Source organism: Pseudoalteromonas sp. OF7H-1, from assembly GCF_022347825.1.
Taxonomy (GTDB): domain Bacteria; phylum Pseudomonadota; class Gammaproteobacteria; order Enterobacterales; family Alteromonadaceae; genus Pseudoalteromonas; species Pseudoalteromonas maricaloris.
Genome location: NZ_JAKRFX010000001.1, coordinates 79,732 through 101,284, shown reverse-complemented (window position 1 = coordinate 101,284; position 21,553 = coordinate 79,732). Strand labels below are relative to the sequence as shown.

Sequence of the window (21,553 nt, the reverse complement as noted above, 5' to 3'; positions counted from 1 at the left end):
AAGTACCACAATAGTTTATCTTCTAACAACTTTACCTAATTTGAGTATAGCTAATCTTAGTAACAGTGCTGCTAATAATGCGCCCATTGATACTGTTAACCAATGTGGTAGCACTTCGTGTTCTTCACCTATCATTGGCGTTACCACAAAACCGTAAGTATTAACTAAGTAATCAGTTAAATAGCCAAAGATAAGTGCAACCCCAATGACGCCGCCTAGGTAGGCAAACACGGCTCGACGCCCTAACTCTTTACCAACTACCCCAATTGTGGCGATGTTAGTTGCAGGACCTGCGAGCATAAATACCAATACCGCACCGGGTGACACACCTGCCAGTAATAAACCCGCAGCGATTGGAGTTGACGCAGTGGCGCAAATATACATTGGGATACTGATAAGGATAACCACTAGCATGGCGATAATACCGTCGCCCCACTGAGATAAGAAAGACTCAGGCACAAAGGTTTGCACTAACGCTGCAAAGAATAAACCGATAAGAAGCCAAACTGCAGTGTCAGACAGTAATTGATTACAGCTGAACTTAACAGCTTCTACAATTTTACCAAAAATCCCTTGGTTTTCAGGTACAGGAGCAGGCTCACAACAATTTGTCGTGGCTGATGCAGAATCGCAACAACTGGTTACGGTAGGCTCCGTAGTATCACAACAAGACATATTCGCCCCTGCCATTGCTAATTGCGGGCCTGCAGGCGCACAGCAGCTTGAGCTTACTTTTACGGTTTCCACTTTAGTACTGGCGCAACAGCTATCATGGCTGTGATGCTTTTCAGCAGGCTTTGGCTCTGAGTGATGATTAGCGTCACAACAACCGCTAGTCGCGCTTGGTTCTTCTGAGGTATTTAGGTGCTTTAGCGCCACAGGCTTATCATCTTTCTCACTACCAACGAGCAACCCAGCCGCAATTGCGCTAACCACAGCCGCAATTGGCCTAATCACCGCCATAAAAGGACCAAGTAGCACATAAGAAACCGAGATAGAATCCACTCCAGTTTCAGGCGTTGAGACTAAAAATGCGGTTGTCGCACTTTTCGAGCCCCCTGCTCTTCTCAGTCCCACCGCAGCAGGAATAACGCCGCAAGAGCAAAGCGGCATAGGCGCCCCAATCAGCGCTGCCTTTATCGTCGTCCAAAAACCTTCTTTCCCTAAATGCTTTTGCAACAAATCTTTTGGAATAAATACATTAAGTAGCCCGGCCAATATTAGACCAAGCAGTAACCACGGTGCAGATACTAAAAATAGCTGCCAAAAATTTACTATCAGTTCATTCATCGATAGCCTCCAAGGCCGTTAAAATCGAGCAGCTCACTGCCGCTTCCTTACCGCCGCAGCATTGCTCTGCTAGCGTCGATAACGATTGTTCAAATTTTTGTAACTCAGCGATCCGCGCTCTCACTAAATCCCGTTTAGTGATAGTCAGCGTTTTCACTTCTTCACAACTGTGCTGATGCTTTTCAAACTTTATCTTCAGCAAGTCTTGCACTTCTTTGAGGCTGAACCCCACTTCCTTCGCGCGAAGAATAAAGCGCATTTGTTTTTCACTTTGCTCATCAAACAACCGATACCCGCCCTCGCTCCTTGTGCAAGGGTGTAGGAGATCGTTTGCTTCATAATACCTTAACGTGTCAGTTGATACGTTAAGCCGCTTTGCCAGCTCACCAATCTTTACCACTTTACACTCCCAAGTCCTGAAGATTATCCTAGTCGACATCACAAGTATAAACCTTAGAGTTAACTCCAAAGTCAAGAAAAGGATAAAAATAATGCAAATCGTGGTATTAGACGCTAAAACCCTTGCAGGAACCGATCTTTCTCCCATTGCCAAACTAGGCACATTAACGTCTTACGACACCACACCCAGTGAGGACATCATCACACGCTGTAAAGATGCAGCAGTCATCATCACCAATAAAGTACAGTTAACTGAACAAGCAATCGCGGCGTTACCACAATTACAATTGATTTGTGTTGCGGCCACAGGCGTCAACAACATCGACTTAGCAGCTGCAAAAGCCCATCAAATTGCGATAGCCAATGTGGCTGGTTACTCCACCCCTTCTGTAGTGCAGCACACCTTTACTATGCTTGGTAACTTAATGACAAATATTCATCGTTATCAGCAAGACTGCCATGCAGGGCTTTGGCAACAAAGTGACATGTTTTGTCGTTTGGATTACAGCATCAACGAAATTGCAGGCAAAAACTTTGTGATCGTAGGCCATGGAACGTTAGGAGAAGCCGTTGCAAAAGTCGCACAAGCATTTGGAGCTCAGGTAATTGTTGCCGAACGTAGGGGCGTAACTGAGGTTAGATCAGGACGAATGGCTTTTGAAGAAGCACTGCAGATTGCGGATATTGTATCGATTCACTGCCCGCTTACCGCTGAAACAGAAAACCTGATTTCAAGTGCTGAGTTCGCCCTACTTCCAAATCATGCCTATATTATCAACACCGCAAGAGGCGGAATAGTCAATGAGCATGCGCTGGTCGATGCACTAACTAACAAACAAATAGCTGGTGCTGCTGTGGATGTCCTCACTCAAGAGCCGGCGCAAGCAAGCAATCCTCTCGTTCAATACCAAGGGGAAAACTTGCTTTTAACACCGCATACGGCATGGGCAAGTAAAGAGGCCATCGAACGTTTAGTCGGCGAAATTGCCATTAATATTGAAAGTTTTGTGGCTGGGACAACGAGAAACCGAGTGGTCTAGATTATTGTTTTAGTGAGTGATATCACTAAATGTTAGTGAAAACCATCAACTATAAACTGATTAAAAACCAGCAACAAACTGATATTTATAAACTTTATTAGTTGGCAAAGAGTTTGCAACTCTTGTGATAATTCAAGCAAAAACAAATGGCTGTTTGCATTATTTGCTCAGCAACAAAATTAAAAAGGAAAACAACAATGAAAAAATTAATGTTAGTGGCTGCGCTTAGCTCTACTCTATTATCAGGCTGTATCGTTGCTGTATCCGACGGTGAAGTAGAGCACAGTTGGGCTTCTGAATACAACTCGTCTAACTGGGAACATAAACAGCGTAAAAATCGTGACAAGATTGCCAACCTTGAAATGGGCGCGTCTTACTCATCAGTAAAAGACATGTTTGCAACCCCTGATTTTAGCGAGTTGGTGTCAAAAGACGGCGATAACTATCAAGTGCTGTACTATGCAACCAACAGTAAACACTCAGACGGCAAAGTAACAAAAGATGAGTGCACGCCATTGGTATTCAAAAATAACCAACTGGTTGGCTTTGGCGACAACGCATTAAAGCAAATTCAGTAAGACTTTATCGCACCAAGGATGGTGAATAATCAGAGTAAACTGACGCACAGTTGTGTGTGGCCAACTCCTTATTTTCTTGTCATCTTAATAAGTTAAAAACAAAACAGAGCCAAACTTTAATAACCCAGCCTATTAAGCTGAACTGTCCTCTGATACCAGCTCATACCTATACTTCCATTCGAAATAGGCAAGCATGATGACAAACATAGCTTCACAAACAATAAAAGCAATACCAATTAGACTTGCAACGTTAAAATACTGAACAACCACTCCAGCGCAGACTAGCGCCCAAAAAAGATTGCCGAACACTAAAAGCTGCAAATGTTTTATGTTCTTCGCTTTTTGAATGGCAAGGCTAAAAGAGTACGCGCCATACAACAGATTTGATAATGCGATAAAGATAATGGTTTGTTCAGGTATATGATAGATCGCACCAATCATTGAGTGGAAAAGCAATACGATTAATCCCACGGATATAGCCGCGATACAGTCCACCCAAATTATTTTACGCCGTATATCCATAGAATAAACCTAACACCACACCAAAAGGCACAACATACTCGGTTAAAGATCTATAAAGCATGAGCATAGCCAAGCTTTATGCAGTGCACTTATGGTCTGAATGCGAATATGCTTTCGCTCCTGTATATGGCTTTAGATATTTATAGCGCTTTAATAAATACCGTGCTTTGCTGCTTTTGGGCAACGGCAAGGGCGCTATCGGCCATTTTTATCAGCTCACTAAGCTCACTACTACAGTGATTTTCAATATGAACTGCACCAATGCTAACGCTCACATGCGCACATATCGGTGAAGCAATATGGGGGATTTTTAACGCATTAACCGAGTCGTGCAGCGCTTCTGCTATCTCATTAATTACGTCGATATTATGCTGAGTTAGTACCAACGCAAAACGAGTACCATCAAAACGGCCAATAAATAAAGAACGTCGGGTAGCGCCTTCTTCTAGCGCTTTGGCGACCTTAAATAAACAATCATCACCGTGCATGTAGCCATAATGCTCATTAAACGTTTTAAAATAGTCCACCTCAACCAGCATAACGGTAAACGCACTGCCATCAGCTTTTGCGCTTTCTAATGCTGATTTCATCGCTTCATCTAGATATCTACGATTGGGCAACTCCGTTAAACCATCGATAGAGGCTAGCTTTTCTAGCAGGTCATTTTTCTTTTTTATTGCTAAATGGTTTTTGATTCTGGCTTTTACAATCAAAGGGTTAAAGGGTTTAGTAATATAATCCACAGCCCCTAACTCCAAACCTCGCGCTTCATCTTTAAAGCTCACACTACCAGAGATCACGACAACGGGAATACCGTAAGTGCTCGCATCCTTTTTTAGGCACTCTAAAACAGAAAATCCAGCGCCGTCAGCCATTAACACATCTAAAATAATAAGGTCTGGTTTACTTGCTTTTAGTTCATCAATACATAATTTAGTGTCAGTGCTATGGGATAACCGATGGCCGTCACCTAATGTATTGCTTAGGACCATCTTATTTATTGGGTCATCATCAATAATAAAAATGTGCTCAGCTTGCTGCATCTTATGACGCTACCTTTTTAGCTCGATAAAGCACACCACCTGTGAAAGTGCATTTGTTAACACATCCAAGTCAGTGCGATTTGTTATTGTTGTGATCGTTTTGCTTTGCGTTTCAAGGTCTTTTGCAACTTTCGCTAGTCGCTTAAAGCCCAGACCTGCAGCAGCGCCCTTAATTCCGTGTGCTAACTCGAATAATGCTGAACCTTGCTCTATTTCAGCAACCTGTTCTAGGTAATCATGGCAAAGTTTAGCAAATTTATCTAACATTGTTTGCAAAAACGTTTCATTTTGCATCATTTGTGATAAAGCAAACTCATAATCAAAAAAGGCTTCTTCTGTTTTATCCGACTGGAAAATATTACTTGCCAATGCCTTGCACGCCTGTGTGCTATTAATTGGTTTTACCAAATAATCATTCATGCCAACGGCTGTGGCTTTCGCCCGCTCTTCTTTGCTTGCATTGGCGGTCAAGGCGATAACGGGAAGCTCAGTTTCAGACCACACGGCTCTGATCTGCTTGGTCGCTTGATAGCCATCAATATTTGGCATATGGATATCCATCAGGATGATATCGGGTTGCAGTGAGCGGCAAACTTCCTCAATATGTTCGGCGCTTTGGAGCCCTACGGTAGAAATACCATTCTGCTTCAACATATTTTCAGTAATATCTAAATTTAAGTTGTTATCGTCGACCACCAAGCAAAGTGCACCGGCAACCTGCATACACACGTTGTCGACGGTTTGCGTCATATGGGCAAATTCAGCAAGCCAAGTATAAGCTGATTGGTAAAACACACTTTGATTAAGCGCAATATGGTTACTTTGCTCAGGAAACTCCCCTTCACAATGCAGTAGTAATGCGGTATTTCCAGGTAGCGCATAAGCGGGGTCAAGCGCTGCTTCTGGTGGAATAACAACAATAGACTTGTCGAGCTGAGCATGCATCCCGTGCAATCGCTCAACAGATAAAGGTTCCGCAAGACCTGAAAAATAGCTTGGTAAGCTATGTGCTTCGGTGATGAGACAGTAGACTTCTTTGTGACTATCCACAACTGGACAAGCGCCTTTATCTAGCACCAATTCGAAGAAAAAGCAGCTTCCTTCGTTCGGGGTTGAGTTAACCGCAATATCGCCACCTAAGAGTGCAACTTCTTGCTTCACAATCGCAAGCCCCAAACCAATGCCTTCGTGACGACGTGTGAAGCTTTCATCACCTTGGGTAAATGCATCAAAAAGGTGTTCAATTTCTTGCGATTTGATCCCAACGCCAGTGTCCCAAACAGCAAACTTTATGGTTTGTTTTGCAGCTCTATCATTAGTTAACGTTACTTTCAGACCCACCTTACCATGGTTGGTATACTTTACGGCGTTACCAAGTAGGTTTACTAAGATTTGCTTTACTTTATCTTCATCACTGTAAAGGTAAGGCCAAACTTGAGGGTCGACCTGTAACTCAAACTCCAAGCCTTTTTGTATACATAAAGGCTTAATCAGTGATTCTATAGTGGTAAATACATGGCAGGTTTGAAATGTCTCGTATTGAATTGTGCCTTGATGACTTTCTACTTTGGCAAACTCTAAAATACTGTTGAGCATGGTAAGCAGCTCGTTTGCAGCCCCAGAAAGCTGCTGCAATTTTTTACTCTGAACTCGAGTCAGCGCCTCACTTTTGATCATATCCGCCAGACCTAATATGGCATTAATTGGCGTTCTAATTTCATGGCTGATATTCGCGATAAAGCGGCTTTTGGCAAGCGTTGCGCGCTCAGCATCTTGCTTCGCTAACAGCAGACCAGTGATATTTTGAATATGGATCACGTAATACTTAGGGCGCTTATTTTTATCCCAAACTAAAGAAATACTCAATTGTAACCAGCGGTGCTTACCCGACTGTGAAATCATGTGCTCAACGACTTTCTTTTGCTCTTTTAATAGCCCAGCCAAGACAGGCTTCAGCTCTTGCCAGTTTTGTTCATCAAACAAGCGTTCCAGCTGCTTTTCTCCGGTATTCTTATCAAGTGATAAGTAACGTTTGGCAGCCTTGTTCATCTCCAAAATTTTACCGCTGATCGCAGCCAAAATAACGCCATTAGGTGCAAACTCAGTCGCTGCCCTAAAGTTTTCTTCAGAGTCTCTTAGGGCATTATATGCCTCTTGTGCGGCAGTAATATCTCTCGCAACCCCCAAACAACCGATGAGCTTTCCTGTTTCCGATTTCAATGGCGTAATAGTCAAAAAGTAGGTATTTGCCCCAAGGACAAAATTAGTTGCCACTTGTTCTTGCGAGCGCTCCATCGCCGCTTCTTGCTCAAGTAAAATGGTTAATCCAGATGTCACTTCAGGTTGTGTTTTCGCAACTAAATCCGACTTATCAACCCCCATAAACTCTTCAAACGCGCGATTACAGCCTATGAATGAACCGTCTATATTTTTGAAATAGATAATATCGGGCACAGAGTCAAGCACTGCATTTAGCAAAGCAGCTTGACGCTCTTTTGCCTCAAAGCTTTGCTTTAATGCCTGTTGTTTACGCTTAATTTCGTCGTCTAGTTCTTGATTATGTTGCTTAAGGGCATGCATTAAGCGCGATTTTTGCTCCACCACCTGTTTGATTTGTATAAACCAAGGTTGCCATTCTGAGGGAATAGGATAGTTTAAAGTGGCTTGTGGTGTATGCTCTTGCAAAGATAGATAATTCACAAAATGCTTTAGAGGTCGGACAAATATTTGTCCGCTTAACCATACAATAGTCACAAAGGTAAAAAGAATAAAAAACAGTAATAGTGCAAGTTCGAGCAAGATCTCCCGCTGTAGCGGAGCGGCAAACTGCTCATAGCTTTCATGATAGTTTAAACTAATAGGCTCTTTGGCGGGTTTTGCAATAAAGTGCAGTCCGTACTGCCAAGGTGCTGATGAGTTTACAAGCCCATCGTGGTCGTGATCATAGCGTTCCCCCGCGATAATCTCATCACTTTGGTTTTTAAATTCCATCGTACCGTCTAAGGAGCCGATGTTTAACAACCACCTATCAATAATATCGCTATCATAGATCATCAATACATGAGCGTTATCCACCGTTGATAGTTTCTTACCGAGCGCAAACATTTGTCTATCGAAAAACTTCACGGGTGGGCCAACGACTATATTGCCCAAGCTAAAGTCGGGTTCGAACTTACCTTGAACTAGCCGCGTGATAAAATGGCTGCTTGAGGCTTCTCGACGCTTAACATACGCAAAGCCGTCATCTTCTATGTATGCGACCGCATACAATCCACCCTGCAACGCGAGCGCGGCATCAAAAGCGGTATTAAGCGACAGTACGGTTTGCCATCGTTTAGTGGCAAAAAGCGCTTCACTGACTTGCCCACGACCAACAATCTCTCCACCATTGTTTGGTAACGCATGATAATAATGTTCAGGGTGTTGCTCTATATCTTCTAACCACTCTGGTGGCTTTTGAAAAGAAATGGGCTGCGCTAGGTTAACGGCGATGCTATCAAGAACGACATGTGCAGCATAAAACTCTTGTTTCAGCTGCTGAGAAACATATTCATACTGGCCAAAACGCACTTTGTACTGGCGTTCGAGTTTAATTTGATAGAGATGGTAAGCTAAGACGAGGACAAGTAGGATGGGTATTATTACCGCCACTAAAATTCCCTTTCGGTAACTTTTTAGTGGTAAAAATTCTTTTGTCGCATCCATTTACTGGCTCGTTCCCGTTTGCACACAGTGTTAGCAAAAGAGTAACGAGCCAGTCGGCTCAAGGCAAGTTATAAATTTTCTTCAGCAAAACTTGCCAAGCGGCTTCGTACTACACCGTTTAAGTTAATGGTAGCGCTACCTTCAAAGTCTTTAAAGCGCTCGACAATATAGGTTAACCCTGATGTCACAGGGGTGAGATAATTACTATCAATTTGGGCGAGGTTTCCCGTACAAATCAATTTAGTCCCTTCACCGCAGCGAGTGATGATGGTTTTTAACTGTGATGCCGTTAAGTTTTGGCTCTCATCTAAAATAACGACCGCATTTTGAATGCTTCGGCCACGCATAAAATTCACCGATTTGAACTGAATGTTCGCCTTTTCCATAATGTAGTTACGGCTAGTCACGGGGCTTTCATCGTGTTTGTGGAGCACTTCTAAGGTATCTGTGATGGCCGCAAGCCAAGGGGCCATTTTCTCTTCTTCCGTACCCGGTAAAAAGCCGATGCTCTCCGCAATTTCAGGCGTATTTCGCGTCACAATTACCTTATCGTAAATCCCTTTTTCGATGATCATTTCAAGCGCACTGGCAAGCGCCAATAAGGTTTTTCCGCACCCTGCTGGCCCAGTTAGTATCACCAGTTCAATGTCAGTATCAAGTAATGCATCCAGCGCCATACCTTGGTTGATATTTTTCGGTTTCACTCCCCATGCTTGACGGTGCATCAAACGTTCAACGCCTAAGTCTTTTAATCGAATGTGTTCAGAGTCGTAACCCACAACCCGAGCCGCGAAGTGATTAGTATCGTCTATCAGATACTCATTACAGAACACATCAGGTACGAGTGATTTTGGCACATCATGAACCGTGTATCGTCCTTCCTGCTGCGTTTGACACTCACCAACATTTTGCCAAAAATCGCCTTCAACCTTTTTAAAGCCACTGGTTAACAGCGCAATGTCGTCAATCAGTTGATCGGTACGATAGTCTTCAACATACTTGAGTCCAGCGCCTTTCGCTTTTAGTCGCATGTTGATGTCTTTGGTAACCAGCACCACTTTTTTGTCGCTGTACTGAGTTTGCAAATGTACCGCACAATTAATAATGCGGTGGTCATTTTCGTTGCCGGGTAACCCGGAGATGGAATCAGGAAACAGGTGATCGTTTACAATAATCAATTTACCCGAACTGGGCGTTCGGTGACTTTCAATCCTCAATGTTGGTAGCGCTACCCCCTCTAGCATTTGCTCTGGTGTTGCATCGCGAAGCACATCATCTAACCCACGAATGGCAACTCTTGCGTCTCGGCTCACGTCACTCTTTCGATCTTTAATGTGATCGAGTTCTTCAAGGACAGTCATAGGAATAACAACATCGTGTTCTTGGAAGGAAAGGTAAGCGAGCGGTTCATGGAGAAGTACGTTGGTGTCGAGCACGTACACTTTATGGTCTTTGTCTTGTTTTACCATAGCGCATTCCTGTTGTTTACAGATTATTATGCTATACCCAATACACAACATAGTGACCGATTATGTTTTGGGTATAGTTCAAGTTTAGTCTATTTGTCACAAAAGTCGCTTTTATGACAGTAGAAAATCCAACTTGCATATTGATAAAAAACAACTAGTTGGCGATTGCCATGCCAACTAGATAGAAAAAGCGCCAGCACTTGATAAATAAAGGCCTGAGTCACTGTTGTGTATTGAACAAACCGACATGAATAGGTAACATAGCCGCCTTTTTTCTGCATAGACGAGATAACCATGAATTTTTCCTTAGGTCAGCGCTGGATCAGTGATACGGAATCAGATTTGGGATTGGGTACAATAGTGGCACTTGAGGGGCGTCAAGTGACTATTTTATTTCCCGCTAGCGGAGAAAACCGTGTTTACTCAGTACAGGAAGCACCTGTAACTCGAGTTGTATTCAACCCAGGCGATGTGATCCGCCATGTTGAAGAGTGGGAACTACGTGTTGACAGCGTGGAAGAGCAAAATGGACTATTTTGCTATCATGGTACTCGAGTTGATAATGAAGAAGAGACTTCATTCAAAGAGACCTTTCTTGATCACTTCCTCAAGTTCAATAAACCTCAAGATCGTCTATTTGCAGGCCAAATCGACCGTTTTGATCGCTACACACTGCGTTATCAAACTTGGCAACATCAGTTTGATAAAGAACAATCTCACCTTAAAGGGTTGATAGGTCAGCGTGCTAGCCTTATTCCGCACCAGCTTTATATTGCCGATGAAGTCGGTAAGCGCTTTGCACCTCGCGTACTTCTGTCTGATGAAGTAGGCCTAGGTAAAACCATTGAAGCGGGCATGATTTTACACCAGCAAATTCTCTCTGGTCGTGCCAACCGTGTGTTGATCGTGGTTCCAGAGAACTTACAACACCAATGGCTGGTAGAGATGCTACGCCGCTTTAACCTGCACTTTTCGATTTTTGATGAAGAGCGTTGTAGCGAAGCTTATGCAGATGCACCAAATGTATTCGAAACAGAGCAACTGGTACTGGTTAGCCTAGAGTTTATTACTAAAAAGCGCCGCTGGTTTGAACAAGCCACACTCGCTGATTGGGATCTACTGATTGTTGATGAAGCACACCACCTGACGGTCACAAAGGAAAAGCCAAGCACTGAATATCAACGTATTGCTGAGCTTTCTCAGGACATTCCTGGGCTTATCTTGTTGACTGCAACGCCTGACCAACTGGGTCACCGCAGTCACTTTGCGCGTTTACAGCTACTCGATCCAGACCGCTTCTACGACTACGACGTGTTTGTTGAAGAAGAAAGTCATTATAAAGAAGTCGCAGAAGCCGCGAACAACTTACTGCAAGACAAAAAGTTAGACGCAAAAGAAGAGCAAACACTTTGTACACTGCTAAAAGAAACCGATATTTCTGAGCTACTTGCAAAGGCACAAAGTGGCGATAGCGACGCCAAAGCTGAAATCTTGTCTATGTTACTAGACCGTCATGGTACTGGCCGTATTCTATTTAGAAATAGCCGCAGTGGCATTGATGGCTACCCAAGTCGTTTGTTACATCAATACCCAGTACCTTTACCAAAGCAATACAAAACAGCAATGTCGGTAATGGGCAACATTGGTGGTATTCAAAGTCCTGAATTTAACGCGATGCGTGCTTTGTTCCCTGAAAAAATCTTCCAAGAGTTCGAAGGTGAAGGAAGCAGCTGGGCGCAGTTTGACCCGCGCGTTGAGTGGTTGATTGCTAAATTAAAAGAGTTAAAGCACGAAAAAGTACTGCTTATTTGTGCCAAAGCGGAAACCGCAATTAGCCTTGAACAAGTATTACGTGAGCGCGAAGCGATTAAAGCGGCGGTGTTCCACGAAGGCATGTCTATCATTGAGCGCGACCGCGCGGCAGCGTTTTTTGCTGATGAATATGATAGCGCACAAGTATTACTCTGCTCTGAAATTGGCTCTGAAGGTCGTAACTTCCAGTTCTCACATCACTTGGTGCTATTTGACTTACCGCTTAACCCTGACTTACTTGAGCAACGTATTGGTCGTCTTGACCGCATTGGTCAAAAGCACGACATCAATATTCACGTGCCGTACTTTGAAAGTACCGCACAAGAAGTATTACTACGTTGGTATCACGAGGGCTTAGATGCATTCGAAACCACCAGCACTACGGGGCAAATGCTGTATAAGTCTTTTTCTGATGATTTGTTAGCGCTGATCGCTGAACACAACTGTGACGAAGACGAATTAGATCCTCTATTGGAGCAAGCCGCAAAAGAAAACGCACAGCTGCGCACAAAAATGGAGCAAGGTCGAGACCGCCTACTTGAGCTTCACTCAAGTGGTCAAGGTAAAACAGATAATATCGTTGCTGAACTTGAAGCACTTGATAACGACGTCATTTTGCCTGCGTTTATGATTAATGTGTTTGATACTTTTGGTGTTAACCAAGAAGACAAAGGCGAGAATACGATTATTCTCAAACCTACCGAGCACATGCTTAACCCTTCTTTCCCTTGTTTGAAAGATGATGGCATCACAGTGACTTTTGACCGTAACACCTCACTGTCACAAGAAGACGCGCATTTCATCAGCTGGGATCACCCTATGGTCAGCGGCGTAATGGATATGATCTGTAACGATGACTTTGGTTGTGCATCAGTGGCACTGCTTAAAAACAACAAGTTACCTGTCGGTACTTTCTTTGTTGAAATGATCTTCGTTGCAGAAGCTTCTGCACCTAAGTCTCTTCAAGTGGGCCGCTTTTTACCGCCAACGCCAATTCGCGTCCTAATGGATAAAGGTGGCAATGACTTAGCCCAAAACGTGGCGTTTGATGCATTCAATCAACAGCTTTCTGCCGTTGGCAGACAAACCGGCAGTAAGCTAGTTAATGCGCTACAAAGTGCTATTCACCCGCTTATTACTCAAGCTGGCGATATTGCACAAGCTCAACTTGAAAGCATTCAAGCCAACGCGATGGATAAAATGCAAAAGCAATTAGGTGATGAGCAAGGTCGTTTGCAAGCACTTAAGGCTATCAATCCGAACATCCGTGACGAAGAAGTTCAAGTATTTGATAAACAAAGAGCTGAGCTGAGCACACACATTGAAAAAGCGCAGCTTAAGTTGGATGCGATTCGTTTAATTGTGGTTGCCAACCAGTAAACCTCCCGTACCGAAAGAGAGCCTCGGCTCTCTTTCTCGCTACCGCTCACTTAGCAACTCATATATAATACGCGGCTTCGTTCTGTTCATGCTGAGGCAGCTGGTGTTACTAAATTACGCTCCCCCCCTTTCTCCCTATCTTGATATTTTGTACCAAGATGAAGATATGCTGGTGATCAATAAACCAAGCGGGTTACTCACCGTACCAGGTAAAGATCCAAAGCATTGGGACAGCGCTATCGCCAGAGTGAATTTTGTCTACCCTACGGCAAGAATTGTGCATCGCCTTGATATGGCAACATCCGGCGTACTGTGCCTTGCGATGAATAAAGCAGCGCATCGCCATCTCAGTATTCAATTTCAAGACAGGTTAACCCACAAACACTACATCGCCCGGGTTCATGGCAAATTACAACAGCAAACGGGTTCTGTTGATTTACCGCTGGTGTGTGATTGGCCTAACCGCCCTAAGCAAATGGTTTGTCATGAGACCGGAAAACCTTCATTAACGCATTTTGAAGTTATGGAATATGAAGCACAAGCAACACGCGTAAAGCTAACCCCCATCACAGGACGCTCTCATCAACTCAGAGTACATATGCTTTCGCTTGGACACGTTATCCTAGGTGATAGACTATACGCTACGGGAGAGGCGTTAGCGGCGGCTTCACGTCTACAGTTGCATGCAGAGATGCTGAAAATTTCACATCCAACAACTGCTGAGATGATGACCTTTACCGCACCGATTCCTTTCTAAGTAACCTGTTTACTCTGTTAGTTAGAAACGGTTTAGAAACTGTGGCCTTCGAAAAATTAAGCAAATTTAGCGTTGCCAGCTAACGCTCAGATTAACGTTTGCTTAGTCACTAAACAAAGCGGGTAAAAAGCACGCGGTTAACACATAAATTGCATTACTATGGTTTCGTGATCGGCAGATGTTTTATATACTGTAATTGTTCCCTAGCTCGTAGGACAGCTGATTAAGTCCCTGAGCCGATAAATTTCGTTTAGGATAGCAGTTTGTTTACTATTGAGCATGCTCGGCATGTACCGAGAAGCCTACGGTAGGCTGTTGCTCTCCGCCTTGAACCTCAGGGTTCAAGGGCTGACATCGGCATCCGCGAAGCCGGGGAACAACCTTTCCCACTTGACACATGTCATCGCCTCAAAGCTAACTCGCTTTTACGTATACTTAATAAATCACATGTTCAACTCCATACTAAAAACAGCTACACGGTTAACGTCGCAACGCAAAAGAAATTGCGAGATAAATGCTCGAAAAGAGTCGCGAGATAAACTCGCTGCTACGGAAGAGCATTACACGCTATGCGCATATCTCGGTGTTTTTAATTAATAGGAGTTAGTACCAACTCACTACAAAACATCTTTATATGATTGGAAAGACCATTAAAAACTTTCATTTTTATTGATAACCTTTTGTTCTATTCCATAGTCAAAGAATATTTTAGCCCAATCAACAAAACCTCTATAGTAGCGCGTTATTTTCATATATTTCGAAAGGTATTCTGATGTCTTTTGCTGTTATCGCCGCGCTGGCAGTTTTTATTGCCATACTTTTCGGTCTTTACCGCTTTCAACAGCGCTCCGAAACCCTGTCACGAACGGTATTATTAGGCTTAGTTGCGGGCAGCCTATTTGGACTCGCGCTGCAGTTTGTTTTCTCAGGTGACTTAACCACCAAACAGACTGTACTAGATTGGGTTGCGATTGTTGGTAGCGGCTATGTCAATCTTCTCAAAATGGTGATTATGCCATTGGTCTTGGTTTCTATGATCGCAGCGGTCGTAAAATTAGATAATCAAGGCTCTCTTGGAAAGATCTCGTTTGTCACTATCGCTATATTAGTGTTTACCACGGCCATTGCAGCGCTTATTGGTATTTTTATCACTCAAGCATTTGGGTTAAGCGCTCAAGGCTTAGTTGAAGGTGCGCGCGAAACGGCCAGAATAGCAGTACTAGAAGAACGTGCAACAACCGTTGCCGATTTAACCATTCCACAAATGCTGCTTAGCTTTGTACCAACCAATCCGTTTGCTGACTTAACTGGCGAGCGCTCAACCTCGATTATCGCCGTGGTGATTTTTGGTGTGTTAACTGGTATTGCTGCTCGTAGAGCCATCATGGAAGAGTCAGATTTAAGTAGTCCGATAAAAAATGCAGTTGAAGGCGCACAGGCTGTTGTGTTGAGATTGGTACGTATGATCATCGCCCTTACGCCTTATGGTGTGGCTGGCTTGATGGCCAAAGTGATCGCCACATCAAGCATGGCTGACATTATTAGCTTACTCGGTTTTATTATTGCCTCTTACGTTGCCATTTTACTGATGTTTTTGGTGCATGGTTTGTTAGTTACTTTGGTTGGTGAAAACCCAAAGCATTTCTTCCAAAAAATTTGGCCTGTTTTAACTTTTGCTTTCACCTCAAGAAGCTCTGCGGCAACCATCCCATTGAATGTTGAAGCGCAGATCCACAAGCTTAATGTTCCTCCTGCGATTGCAAACCTTTCTGCATCGTTTGGTGCGACAATCGGACAAAATGGCTGCGCTGGTATTTATCCTGCAATGCTTGCAGTAATGGTTGCGCCAACGGTAGGAATTGACCCGTTCGCACTCGATTTTATTGTCTCTTTAGTAGCTATGGTTGCAATTAGCTCGTTTGGTATTGCGGGTGTTGGAGGTGGTGCCACTTTCGCAGCTTTGGTAGTACTGCCTGCGATGGGACTACCAGTGACAATTGCAGCGCTGCTTATTTCTATTGAGCCATTAATTGATATGGCAAGAACGGCACTCAATGTATCGGGCTCAATGACCGCAGGTACAGTGACAAGTCGCTTGTTAAAGCAAAAGCATACTAACGAAGCAATATAGTGCTATGACAGCTTGAGGGCTAGCTAGTTATTCTGGCCCTTCACTTCTAATCAATCACGAGCTTTGCAGTACCAAGCCAAAAAGTCAGCAAGGACTTCATTGAATCCACCAGCTCATGATATTGAGAAGGTTTGGTCATATAAGAATTCGCCCCAAGCAAGTAACACTGCTTTATATCTAGCTCAGAGTCCGATGTACTGAACATAATAACCGGAATATGCTTAAGGTTTGCAGCCCCACGCATCTCAGCCAATACATCTTTACCGCTTTTTCGTGGCATATTTAAGTCAAGAATAATAAGGCTAGGTAATAGCTCGGTGCTATTAAGTTTTTCAATCAACTCAACGCCGTCACTGACAAATTGTAGCTTAGTCTCCATCACGCCGTTATCTTCAAATGCATCACGGATTAATTCTTGGTCGTCGGAATCATCATCTGCAACCAAGATATAGTTTACAGAGTGAAGCTGTTTAATTAAATCATGATGATGAACCATACACACTCTCCTTAAACTCGCATTAAACCTCGAGTTTGTATGCTGATATCAGAACCGCATCAATGGCTCTACAGCTAAGTTAAATCACTTGCGCTGAAATCGGCAAGCTAAAATAGAAAGTAGAACCTTGTCCCACTTCCGTTTCGACCCATATGCGACCATGATGTCTTTCGACGATTTTTTTACAAATAGCAAGTCCAAGTCCAGTACCGGCATATGCGCTACGACCATGTAATCTTTCAAAAAGATTGAAGATCTGCTCACTAAATTCGGGATCAAAACCAATCCCGTTATCCTTAACGGCAACAATTAGTTCATTTGCTTTACGTTCGCTGCTAATCGAGACTCGTGGTGCTCTTTCAGGCGCACTAAATTTAATCCCATTATTGATTAAGTTTAGCAGCACGCGTTGCAACTGCCTGCGATCTCCAAATACATCACCAAGCCCTGTGGTATCCACTTGTGCATTTGACTCTTTAATCACTAACTCAAGATCCAGTAAGGTTTCAGCTAACGCATTATCGCCATCAAATGATTTAAATGACTCACCTTTACGATCAATTCGTGAAAAGCTTAGTAATCCTTTGATCAACTTTTGCATTCGCTCAGCAGAATCCATCATGCGCTTAAGATAAGAGGCATGTCTATCATTTAGTCCCTCAGCTGAACACTGGATCCGATCGCCGAACATTTGGATTTTTCTGAGCGGCTCTTGCAGATCATGGGACGCTAAAAATGCAAAACGCTCCAGCTCTTGATTCGACTCATGTGCTTTCTCAAGTGCTATCGTCAGTAATTGCTCTGCAGTACGACGCGAAGTGATCTCATTTTCCAACGCTTCGGTACGCTTGGTAACTTTTTGCTCTAGAATTGCGTTAAGCTTTTTATATCGCTCAGATTTAGCTAGTACATAATTAACCAAGGTATTACGAAACTTCAATGCACAACTTACTTCGGCTTCCGTCCAAGGGTGAGATTTGCACTTCACATTCTCGACCCACAACTTAAACGAACTGCGCGGCATTAAACGGTGGCTACCATCATCCAAAAACTCAATGGATTTCTCAGGCTTCCCTCCCCAATTTTTGGTTTGAATAACTTCCTTTCTAAACCACATGATGAAGTGATTAGCATCCGCTGAAAGTGGCATCAATAGCACCCCACTCGCGGTTTTCGCAAAGGCTTTAAATGCTTCGTTAAGCTCACCTAAGTTATGGCAATAAAAAATGGAGTCATCCCCAAGTTGATGCTCTGCAAGCCAACGGTAAATATTCTCAATATCCGCCTTTGCGGGAGTTTGCCCGTAGCACTCCAAATCATTCTCAACGCGCCACGCGACACCTGTAGCTTTCATCATCTCTTGTAGTGCCGCGGACTCGTAACGTAGTCCATCAACAAAAAAGATTTCTTTTGCCATGCGCTCTGTGACGGAGGAGCTCAATGTCAGTGCATTAGCTTCTGCCATTGCTTCTAAGGATGAGGTTTTGAGAGAGATCAGATAAGACAACATCAACCCCATATACTGGGCGACTTCACGAGTGTTAAATGGGACTATGTGCTTTTCGTAGTGGTGGCAGGCAATCAATCCCCATAATTTACCAGCAACAATAATACTGATAGACATGGTTGCCTGAACGCCCATATTGCGTAAATACTGGCAATGAATAGGTGATACACTACGTAAAATACAGGCGCTTAAATCAATCGCCCTGTCTTGCGGATAAAGCGGTGAATTTTCACCATCAACATCGGCAAGCAAGCGGATCGGATTTCTTAGATAAAGTGCTCTTGCTTGTTTTGGAATATCAGACTCGGGAAAATGCTGATGTAAAAAGGAGTTAAGTCCACTGCGCTTAGCTTCTGCAACCACCTCACCATTATATTCATGGTCAAATTTATACAGCATCACTCTGTCAAACCGCGTTAACTCTCTAATTTCTTCCACGGCCATCTCGTACGAAGCCTGTAACGACTGAGAATCTACCATACTAGACAACGAATGCTTCATAAGGTGTTGCATTGAATGATTGATTTCAACGCCATGCGCCGTGTTTTGCTCAAGTTCTAATATGAGCCCAGCTTCGTTTTGACTAGCGACTACAGAGAATTCAACGCATGTTGAGTCCTTGGTTTTTATGCTGGCTGTCATCGGATTCAAACGATGGATATCAGAGGAGTTACAGTTGCTGGCAAGCAACTCAGAAAATGGAGACGCAAAAATCGTTTCTGCATGAGTATTGACCAAAGCACTAGGCTCAAGTCCTACAAGCACAGCAAAGTTTTCGCTAAAATAGCGTAGTGTTAATGTGTTGGTGTCGAATAGCAATAAATAGCCATGCGGCTGAATTGAACCTGGAATATGAATTGGCTCTTTATGACAGTTGTCTAATGTTGCTTCGAACTTCTCCACCTTTTGTACACCTTTTTCCTTAGTTTACCTCGCAATCTCATCCTATCATGGATCCCTACCTTGTATGCAAGCTGCTCGAAGTCGACAAGCACTCGGTTCACAAAGCAATTAAATGCGATTAGACTTATGCAATTAGGAAGTAAAAAGTAAGTGTATGATGACAACTACAGTAAAGTGTCCAACCTGCCAACAGGCTGTTGAATGGTCTGATAAAAGCCCATTTCGCCCGTTTTGCTCAAAACGCTGTCAATTAATTGATTTAGGTGATTGGTCTGACGAATCAAATACGATTTCAACGCCGATGAAAAGCGGTGAGCTCACGCCTCAAGATGCGGAAAGTTTGATTGAAGATATAGAAGCGATGCTGGCAAAAAACGACGACAGCTTTTTTAAAGAATAAACCTGTAGGCCGATTTCCTCGGCCTTTCCCTCTCGTTACAACTTGTTTGGCAAGACAAACAATTCAAACTCGGCAGCTTATGCTAGCGCTCTATTTCCGTTTGATCTTGTTCCGTCTTTTGCTCTGTGTTTCTCACCTCATTTTGATAGGTTTTAGCTATATGCCCCGCCCCTTCCAAAATATCACTTAATTGGATCCGGCAAATTTCCGACAATTTAATTAAGGTACCTAAGCGAAATGAGCTTGTTCCGTTAAGATAGTCGTCTAGTGTGGTGAGACCTATTCCGAGCTTTTGGCTAATGGTTTTTTTAGTATAGCCTTTGCGCTTTTTGAGTTCTTTTAGCAGTTCTCGGATCCTAAGTGTCACCTCGTATTCTTCAGGTGTCTGCATGTCTCCCTCAGTGATACCTAGTAACAAACAGCCAACAACAAAGAATACCCTTAGTTACTCTGAAGAAAACAAAAGTTATTGGAAAGTTTGTGCGCGTAAATTAAGAATTTTTCAATTCAACACTATTTCAAAGAGTTGTCCGCAGACTTGCAAGATGTACTCTTAATCGAAAAATATCACAACGCAAACATGTTATCAACATGTAACTTAAACCAGTACAAACAGTTGTAATATTTTGTACATTAATCGCAATTGGCCAGTACTCTTTGTCAATTTGGAGTACCAGCTCTCATTATTCAAAAGTGATTGGCAAGAAATGATAAAGCCCTTACCGGAAAGGTCAGGGCTAAGTTGGAGAGAAACATTGAGACTTAATCTGCTTTTTTATGGCCTTTGTGACTACGACGTGATTTAAGTGCTTGGAGCTTATCGCGCTGCTCTTCATTCAATACATGGAATACTTTGTGGCGAGTTTCCATTGAAAGTAGCGCCCACGCTTGCTTTTTATCTTGGCCTTTTTCCAGTAAAAGTTGCGCTTGAACCTTATCAAAGGTTGGCGCTGCCATAAGTGCTTTCATTTCTTCACGATAAGCTGAATGTGCTTCTTTCCCGCTTTCTTTTAGCGCTTTTTTGGCAGTTTTGTAATCCGTATAAATTGTCTTTAGTTGGCCTTGCTGCGCGTCTGTCAACTCTAATAACTTCTGGCCTTTATCTGATAGTAGCAACCTTGCTGAGTGCTCAAGCTGCCCGCCCATCGGGCCCGCGTTTGCAGTGAAGCTGAAAGTCGATACGCCAAGTGCTGTAACTAATGCTAAAGTAGATAGTAATTTCATGGTATTGGCTCCTTGTTCGCCATTGCTTTGTCACTTCCAAATTTAGCAAGCACAAAGAAAAGGAACGTCAGACAGAGGTAAAGTTTTGTCAGTGCTTTGCAAAAAAAAGCAAAGGCAATTTACATAAGGCGTTGAAGTAAGGTGTAATATGCTAGAGCCGAACTATTCAGGCCAACGCCAATCAACAATGCTGGACTAAGTATGACAATGAAACATTCCATTTTACTTATTGATGACGACCAAGAACTTTGCAGCCTGTTAAAAGAATACTTTACTGCAGAAGGCTTTGAAGCGGCGATGGCCCACACAGGAACAGAAGGTCTACAGCTGGCATTAAAGCAAAATTTCGACCTGATATTATTAGACGTAATGCTTCCCGAAATGGATGGTTTTGAAGTACTAAAGGCGTTACGTGTCCAGAAGATGACACCCGTTATTATGCTAACGGCAAAAGGTGATGACTTTGACCGCATCTTTGGTTTGGAGCTAGGTGCTGACGATTATATTCCAAAACCGTTTAACCACCGCGAGCTACTCGCGCGCGTTAAAGCCATTACGCGTCGCGTCGATCATTATAAGCAACACAGCCCGGATGATACCTTTACTATCCACCAGCTGCGTTTAGATGTAGCTTCAAGAAGTGCTACTGTTAATGGCGAGGTGCTGTCACTGACGGGCACCGAATACGAGGTGCTACTCTTGCTGGTCAGAACCGCAGGAGAAGTGGTCGACAAGCAGACTATTTCACGACAAGTACTAGGCCGGCCACTTGTGCCTTATGATCGCTCTATCGATATGCATGTCTCTAACGTTCGCAAGAAAATTGCCGCATTAAGTGAACACACTTATATCAAAACGATCCGCGGCGCTGGCTATATATTTCTAAAGGCATAATGA

Annotated in this window: 18 protein-coding genes and 1 other RNA gene; 8 read left to right on the top strand and 11 right to left on the bottom strand. The window is 43.3% G+C overall.

From position 1 onward, the window contains the following. Positions 1-15: 15 nt before the first annotated feature. Together MHN30_RS00465 and zntR are read right to left on the bottom strand one after the other, a co-directional pair. Positions 16-1,290 carry an SO_0444 family Cu/Zn efflux transporter gene (locus MHN30_RS00465; protein WP_130163529.1) on the bottom strand — a complete coding sequence of 425 codons (1,275 nt, stop codon included), beginning with the start codon at positions 1,288-1,290 and terminating at the stop codon, positions 16-18. Continuing rightward, complete coding sequence (gene zntR / locus MHN30_RS00460) at positions 1,283-1,690, bottom strand: Zn(2+)-responsive transcriptional regulator (protein WP_010606066.1); 408 nt, start codon at positions 1,688-1,690, stop codon at positions 1,283-1,285. The genes MHN30_RS00465 and zntR overlap by 8 nt, the downstream gene beginning before the upstream one ends. Positions 1,691-1,781: 91 nt before the next feature. Between zntR and MHN30_RS00455 the strand changes: the two genes are divergently transcribed. Together MHN30_RS00455 and MHN30_RS00450 are read left to right on the top strand one after the other, a co-directional pair. Then, positions 1,782-2,729 (top strand): D-2-hydroxyacid dehydrogenase, encoded by a 948-nt coding sequence (locus tag MHN30_RS00455; RefSeq protein ID WP_130163528.1) that lies wholly within the window; start codon positions 1,782-1,784, stop codon positions 2,727-2,729. A gap of 197 nt (positions 2,730-2,926) precedes the next feature. Continuing rightward, positions 2,927-3,307 carry a DUF3192 domain-containing protein gene (locus MHN30_RS00450; protein ID WP_130163527.1) on the top strand — a complete coding sequence of 127 codons (381 nt, stop codon included), beginning with the start codon at positions 2,927-2,929 and terminating at the stop codon, positions 3,305-3,307. Between the two features lie 132 nt (positions 3,308-3,439). Here MHN30_RS00450 and MHN30_RS00445 read toward each other — a convergent pair whose 3' ends face one another. From MHN30_RS00445 to MHN30_RS00425, 5 genes are all read right to left on the bottom strand, one after another. Beyond that, a complete protein-coding gene (locus MHN30_RS00445; RefSeq protein ID WP_138556349.1) occupies positions 3,440-3,778 on the bottom strand; it encodes a hypothetical protein in 339 nt (112 codons plus the stop codon). Between the two features lie 191 nt (positions 3,779-3,969). Further along, positions 3,970-4,872 carry a diguanylate cyclase gene (locus MHN30_RS00440; protein WP_039493801.1) on the bottom strand — a complete coding sequence of 301 codons (903 nt, stop codon included), beginning with the start codon at positions 4,870-4,872 and terminating at the stop codon, positions 3,970-3,972. Between the two features lie 9 nt (positions 4,873-4,881). Further along, the gene (locus tag MHN30_RS00435) at positions 4,882-8,523 is read right to left on the bottom strand and encodes a response regulator (protein ID WP_239356925.1); all 3,642 of its coding nucleotides are present in this window, start codon (positions 8,521-8,523) and stop codon (positions 4,882-4,884) included. 122 nt (positions 8,524-8,645) lie between these two features. Continuing rightward, positions 8,646-10,046 carry a PhoH family protein gene (locus MHN30_RS00430; protein ID WP_010372335.1) on the bottom strand — a complete coding sequence of 467 codons (1,401 nt, stop codon included), beginning with the start codon at positions 10,044-10,046 and terminating at the stop codon, positions 8,646-8,648. 89 nt (positions 10,047-10,135) lie between these two features. Next, the gene (locus tag MHN30_RS00425; protein WP_039493807.1) at positions 10,136-10,342 is read right to left on the bottom strand and encodes a hypothetical protein; all 207 of its coding nucleotides are present in this window, start codon (positions 10,340-10,342) and stop codon (positions 10,136-10,138) included. On the opposite strand from MHN30_RS00425, the gene rapA reads away from it, so the two are divergent. The 4 genes from rapA (at position 10,341) to MHN30_RS00405 (ending at position 16,126) form a co-directional block, all read left to right on the top strand. Next, entirely contained in the window at positions 10,341-13,238 is a 2,898-nt protein-coding gene (rapA, locus tag MHN30_RS00420) for an RNA polymerase-associated protein RapA (protein ID WP_130163524.1), read from the top strand. The genes MHN30_RS00425 and rapA overlap by 2 nt on opposite strands. 103 nt (positions 13,239-13,341) lie before the next feature. Next, the gene (gene rluA, locus MHN30_RS00415) at positions 13,342-13,995 is read left to right on the top strand and encodes a bifunctional tRNA pseudouridine(32) synthase/23S rRNA pseudouridine(746) synthase RluA (RefSeq protein WP_175401308.1); all 654 of its coding nucleotides are present in this window, start codon (positions 13,342-13,344) and stop codon (positions 13,993-13,995) included. 197 nt (positions 13,996-14,192) lie between these two features. Next, positions 14,193-14,375: non-coding RNA, 6S RNA (gene ssrS / locus MHN30_RS00410), on the top strand. Between the two features lie 392 nt (positions 14,376-14,767). Continuing rightward, the gene (locus MHN30_RS00405) at positions 14,768-16,126 is read left to right on the top strand and encodes an L-cystine transporter (RefSeq protein WP_130163523.1); all 1,359 of its coding nucleotides are present in this window, start codon (positions 14,768-14,770) and stop codon (positions 16,124-16,126) included. 46 nt (positions 16,127-16,172) lie between these two features. On the opposite strand, the gene MHN30_RS00400 is transcribed toward MHN30_RS00405, so the two are convergent. Then, a complete protein-coding gene (locus MHN30_RS00400) occupies positions 16,173-16,622 on the bottom strand; it encodes a response regulator (RefSeq protein ID WP_130163522.1) in 450 nt (149 codons plus the stop codon). A 79-nt stretch (positions 16,623-16,701) separates the two neighbouring features. Next, positions 16,702-19,032 (bottom strand): ATP-binding protein, encoded by a 2,331-nt coding sequence (locus tag MHN30_RS23870; RefSeq protein WP_130163521.1) that lies wholly within the window; start codon positions 19,030-19,032, stop codon positions 16,702-16,704. Positions 19,033-19,189: 157 nt separating this feature from the next. Between MHN30_RS23870 and yacG the strand changes: the two genes are divergently transcribed. Next, positions 19,190-19,432, top strand: coding sequence for a DNA gyrase inhibitor YacG (gene yacG, locus MHN30_RS00390; protein WP_026000869.1), 243 nt, complete (start codon positions 19,190-19,192; stop codon positions 19,430-19,432). An 82-nt stretch (positions 19,433-19,514) separates the two neighbouring features. Here the strand turns inward: yacG and MHN30_RS00385 are convergent, their stop codons facing one another. Next, the gene (locus tag MHN30_RS00385) at positions 19,515-19,823 is read right to left on the bottom strand and encodes a helix-turn-helix transcriptional regulator (protein WP_017216438.1); all 309 of its coding nucleotides are present in this window, start codon (positions 19,821-19,823) and stop codon (positions 19,515-19,517) included. Positions 19,824-20,194: 371 nt separating this feature from the next. Beyond that, positions 20,195-20,656, bottom strand: a complete 462-nt coding sequence (locus MHN30_RS00380; RefSeq protein WP_130163520.1) for a Spy/CpxP family protein refolding chaperone — start codon at positions 20,654-20,656, stop codon at positions 20,195-20,197. Positions 20,657-20,863: 207 nt separating this feature from the next. Between MHN30_RS00380 and MHN30_RS00375 the strand changes: the two genes are divergently transcribed. Further along, positions 20,864-21,550 carry a response regulator gene (locus tag MHN30_RS00375; RefSeq protein ID WP_130163519.1) on the top strand — a complete coding sequence of 229 codons (687 nt, stop codon included), beginning with the start codon at positions 20,864-20,866 and terminating at the stop codon, positions 21,548-21,550. Positions 21,551-21,553 lie beyond the last annotated feature (3 nt).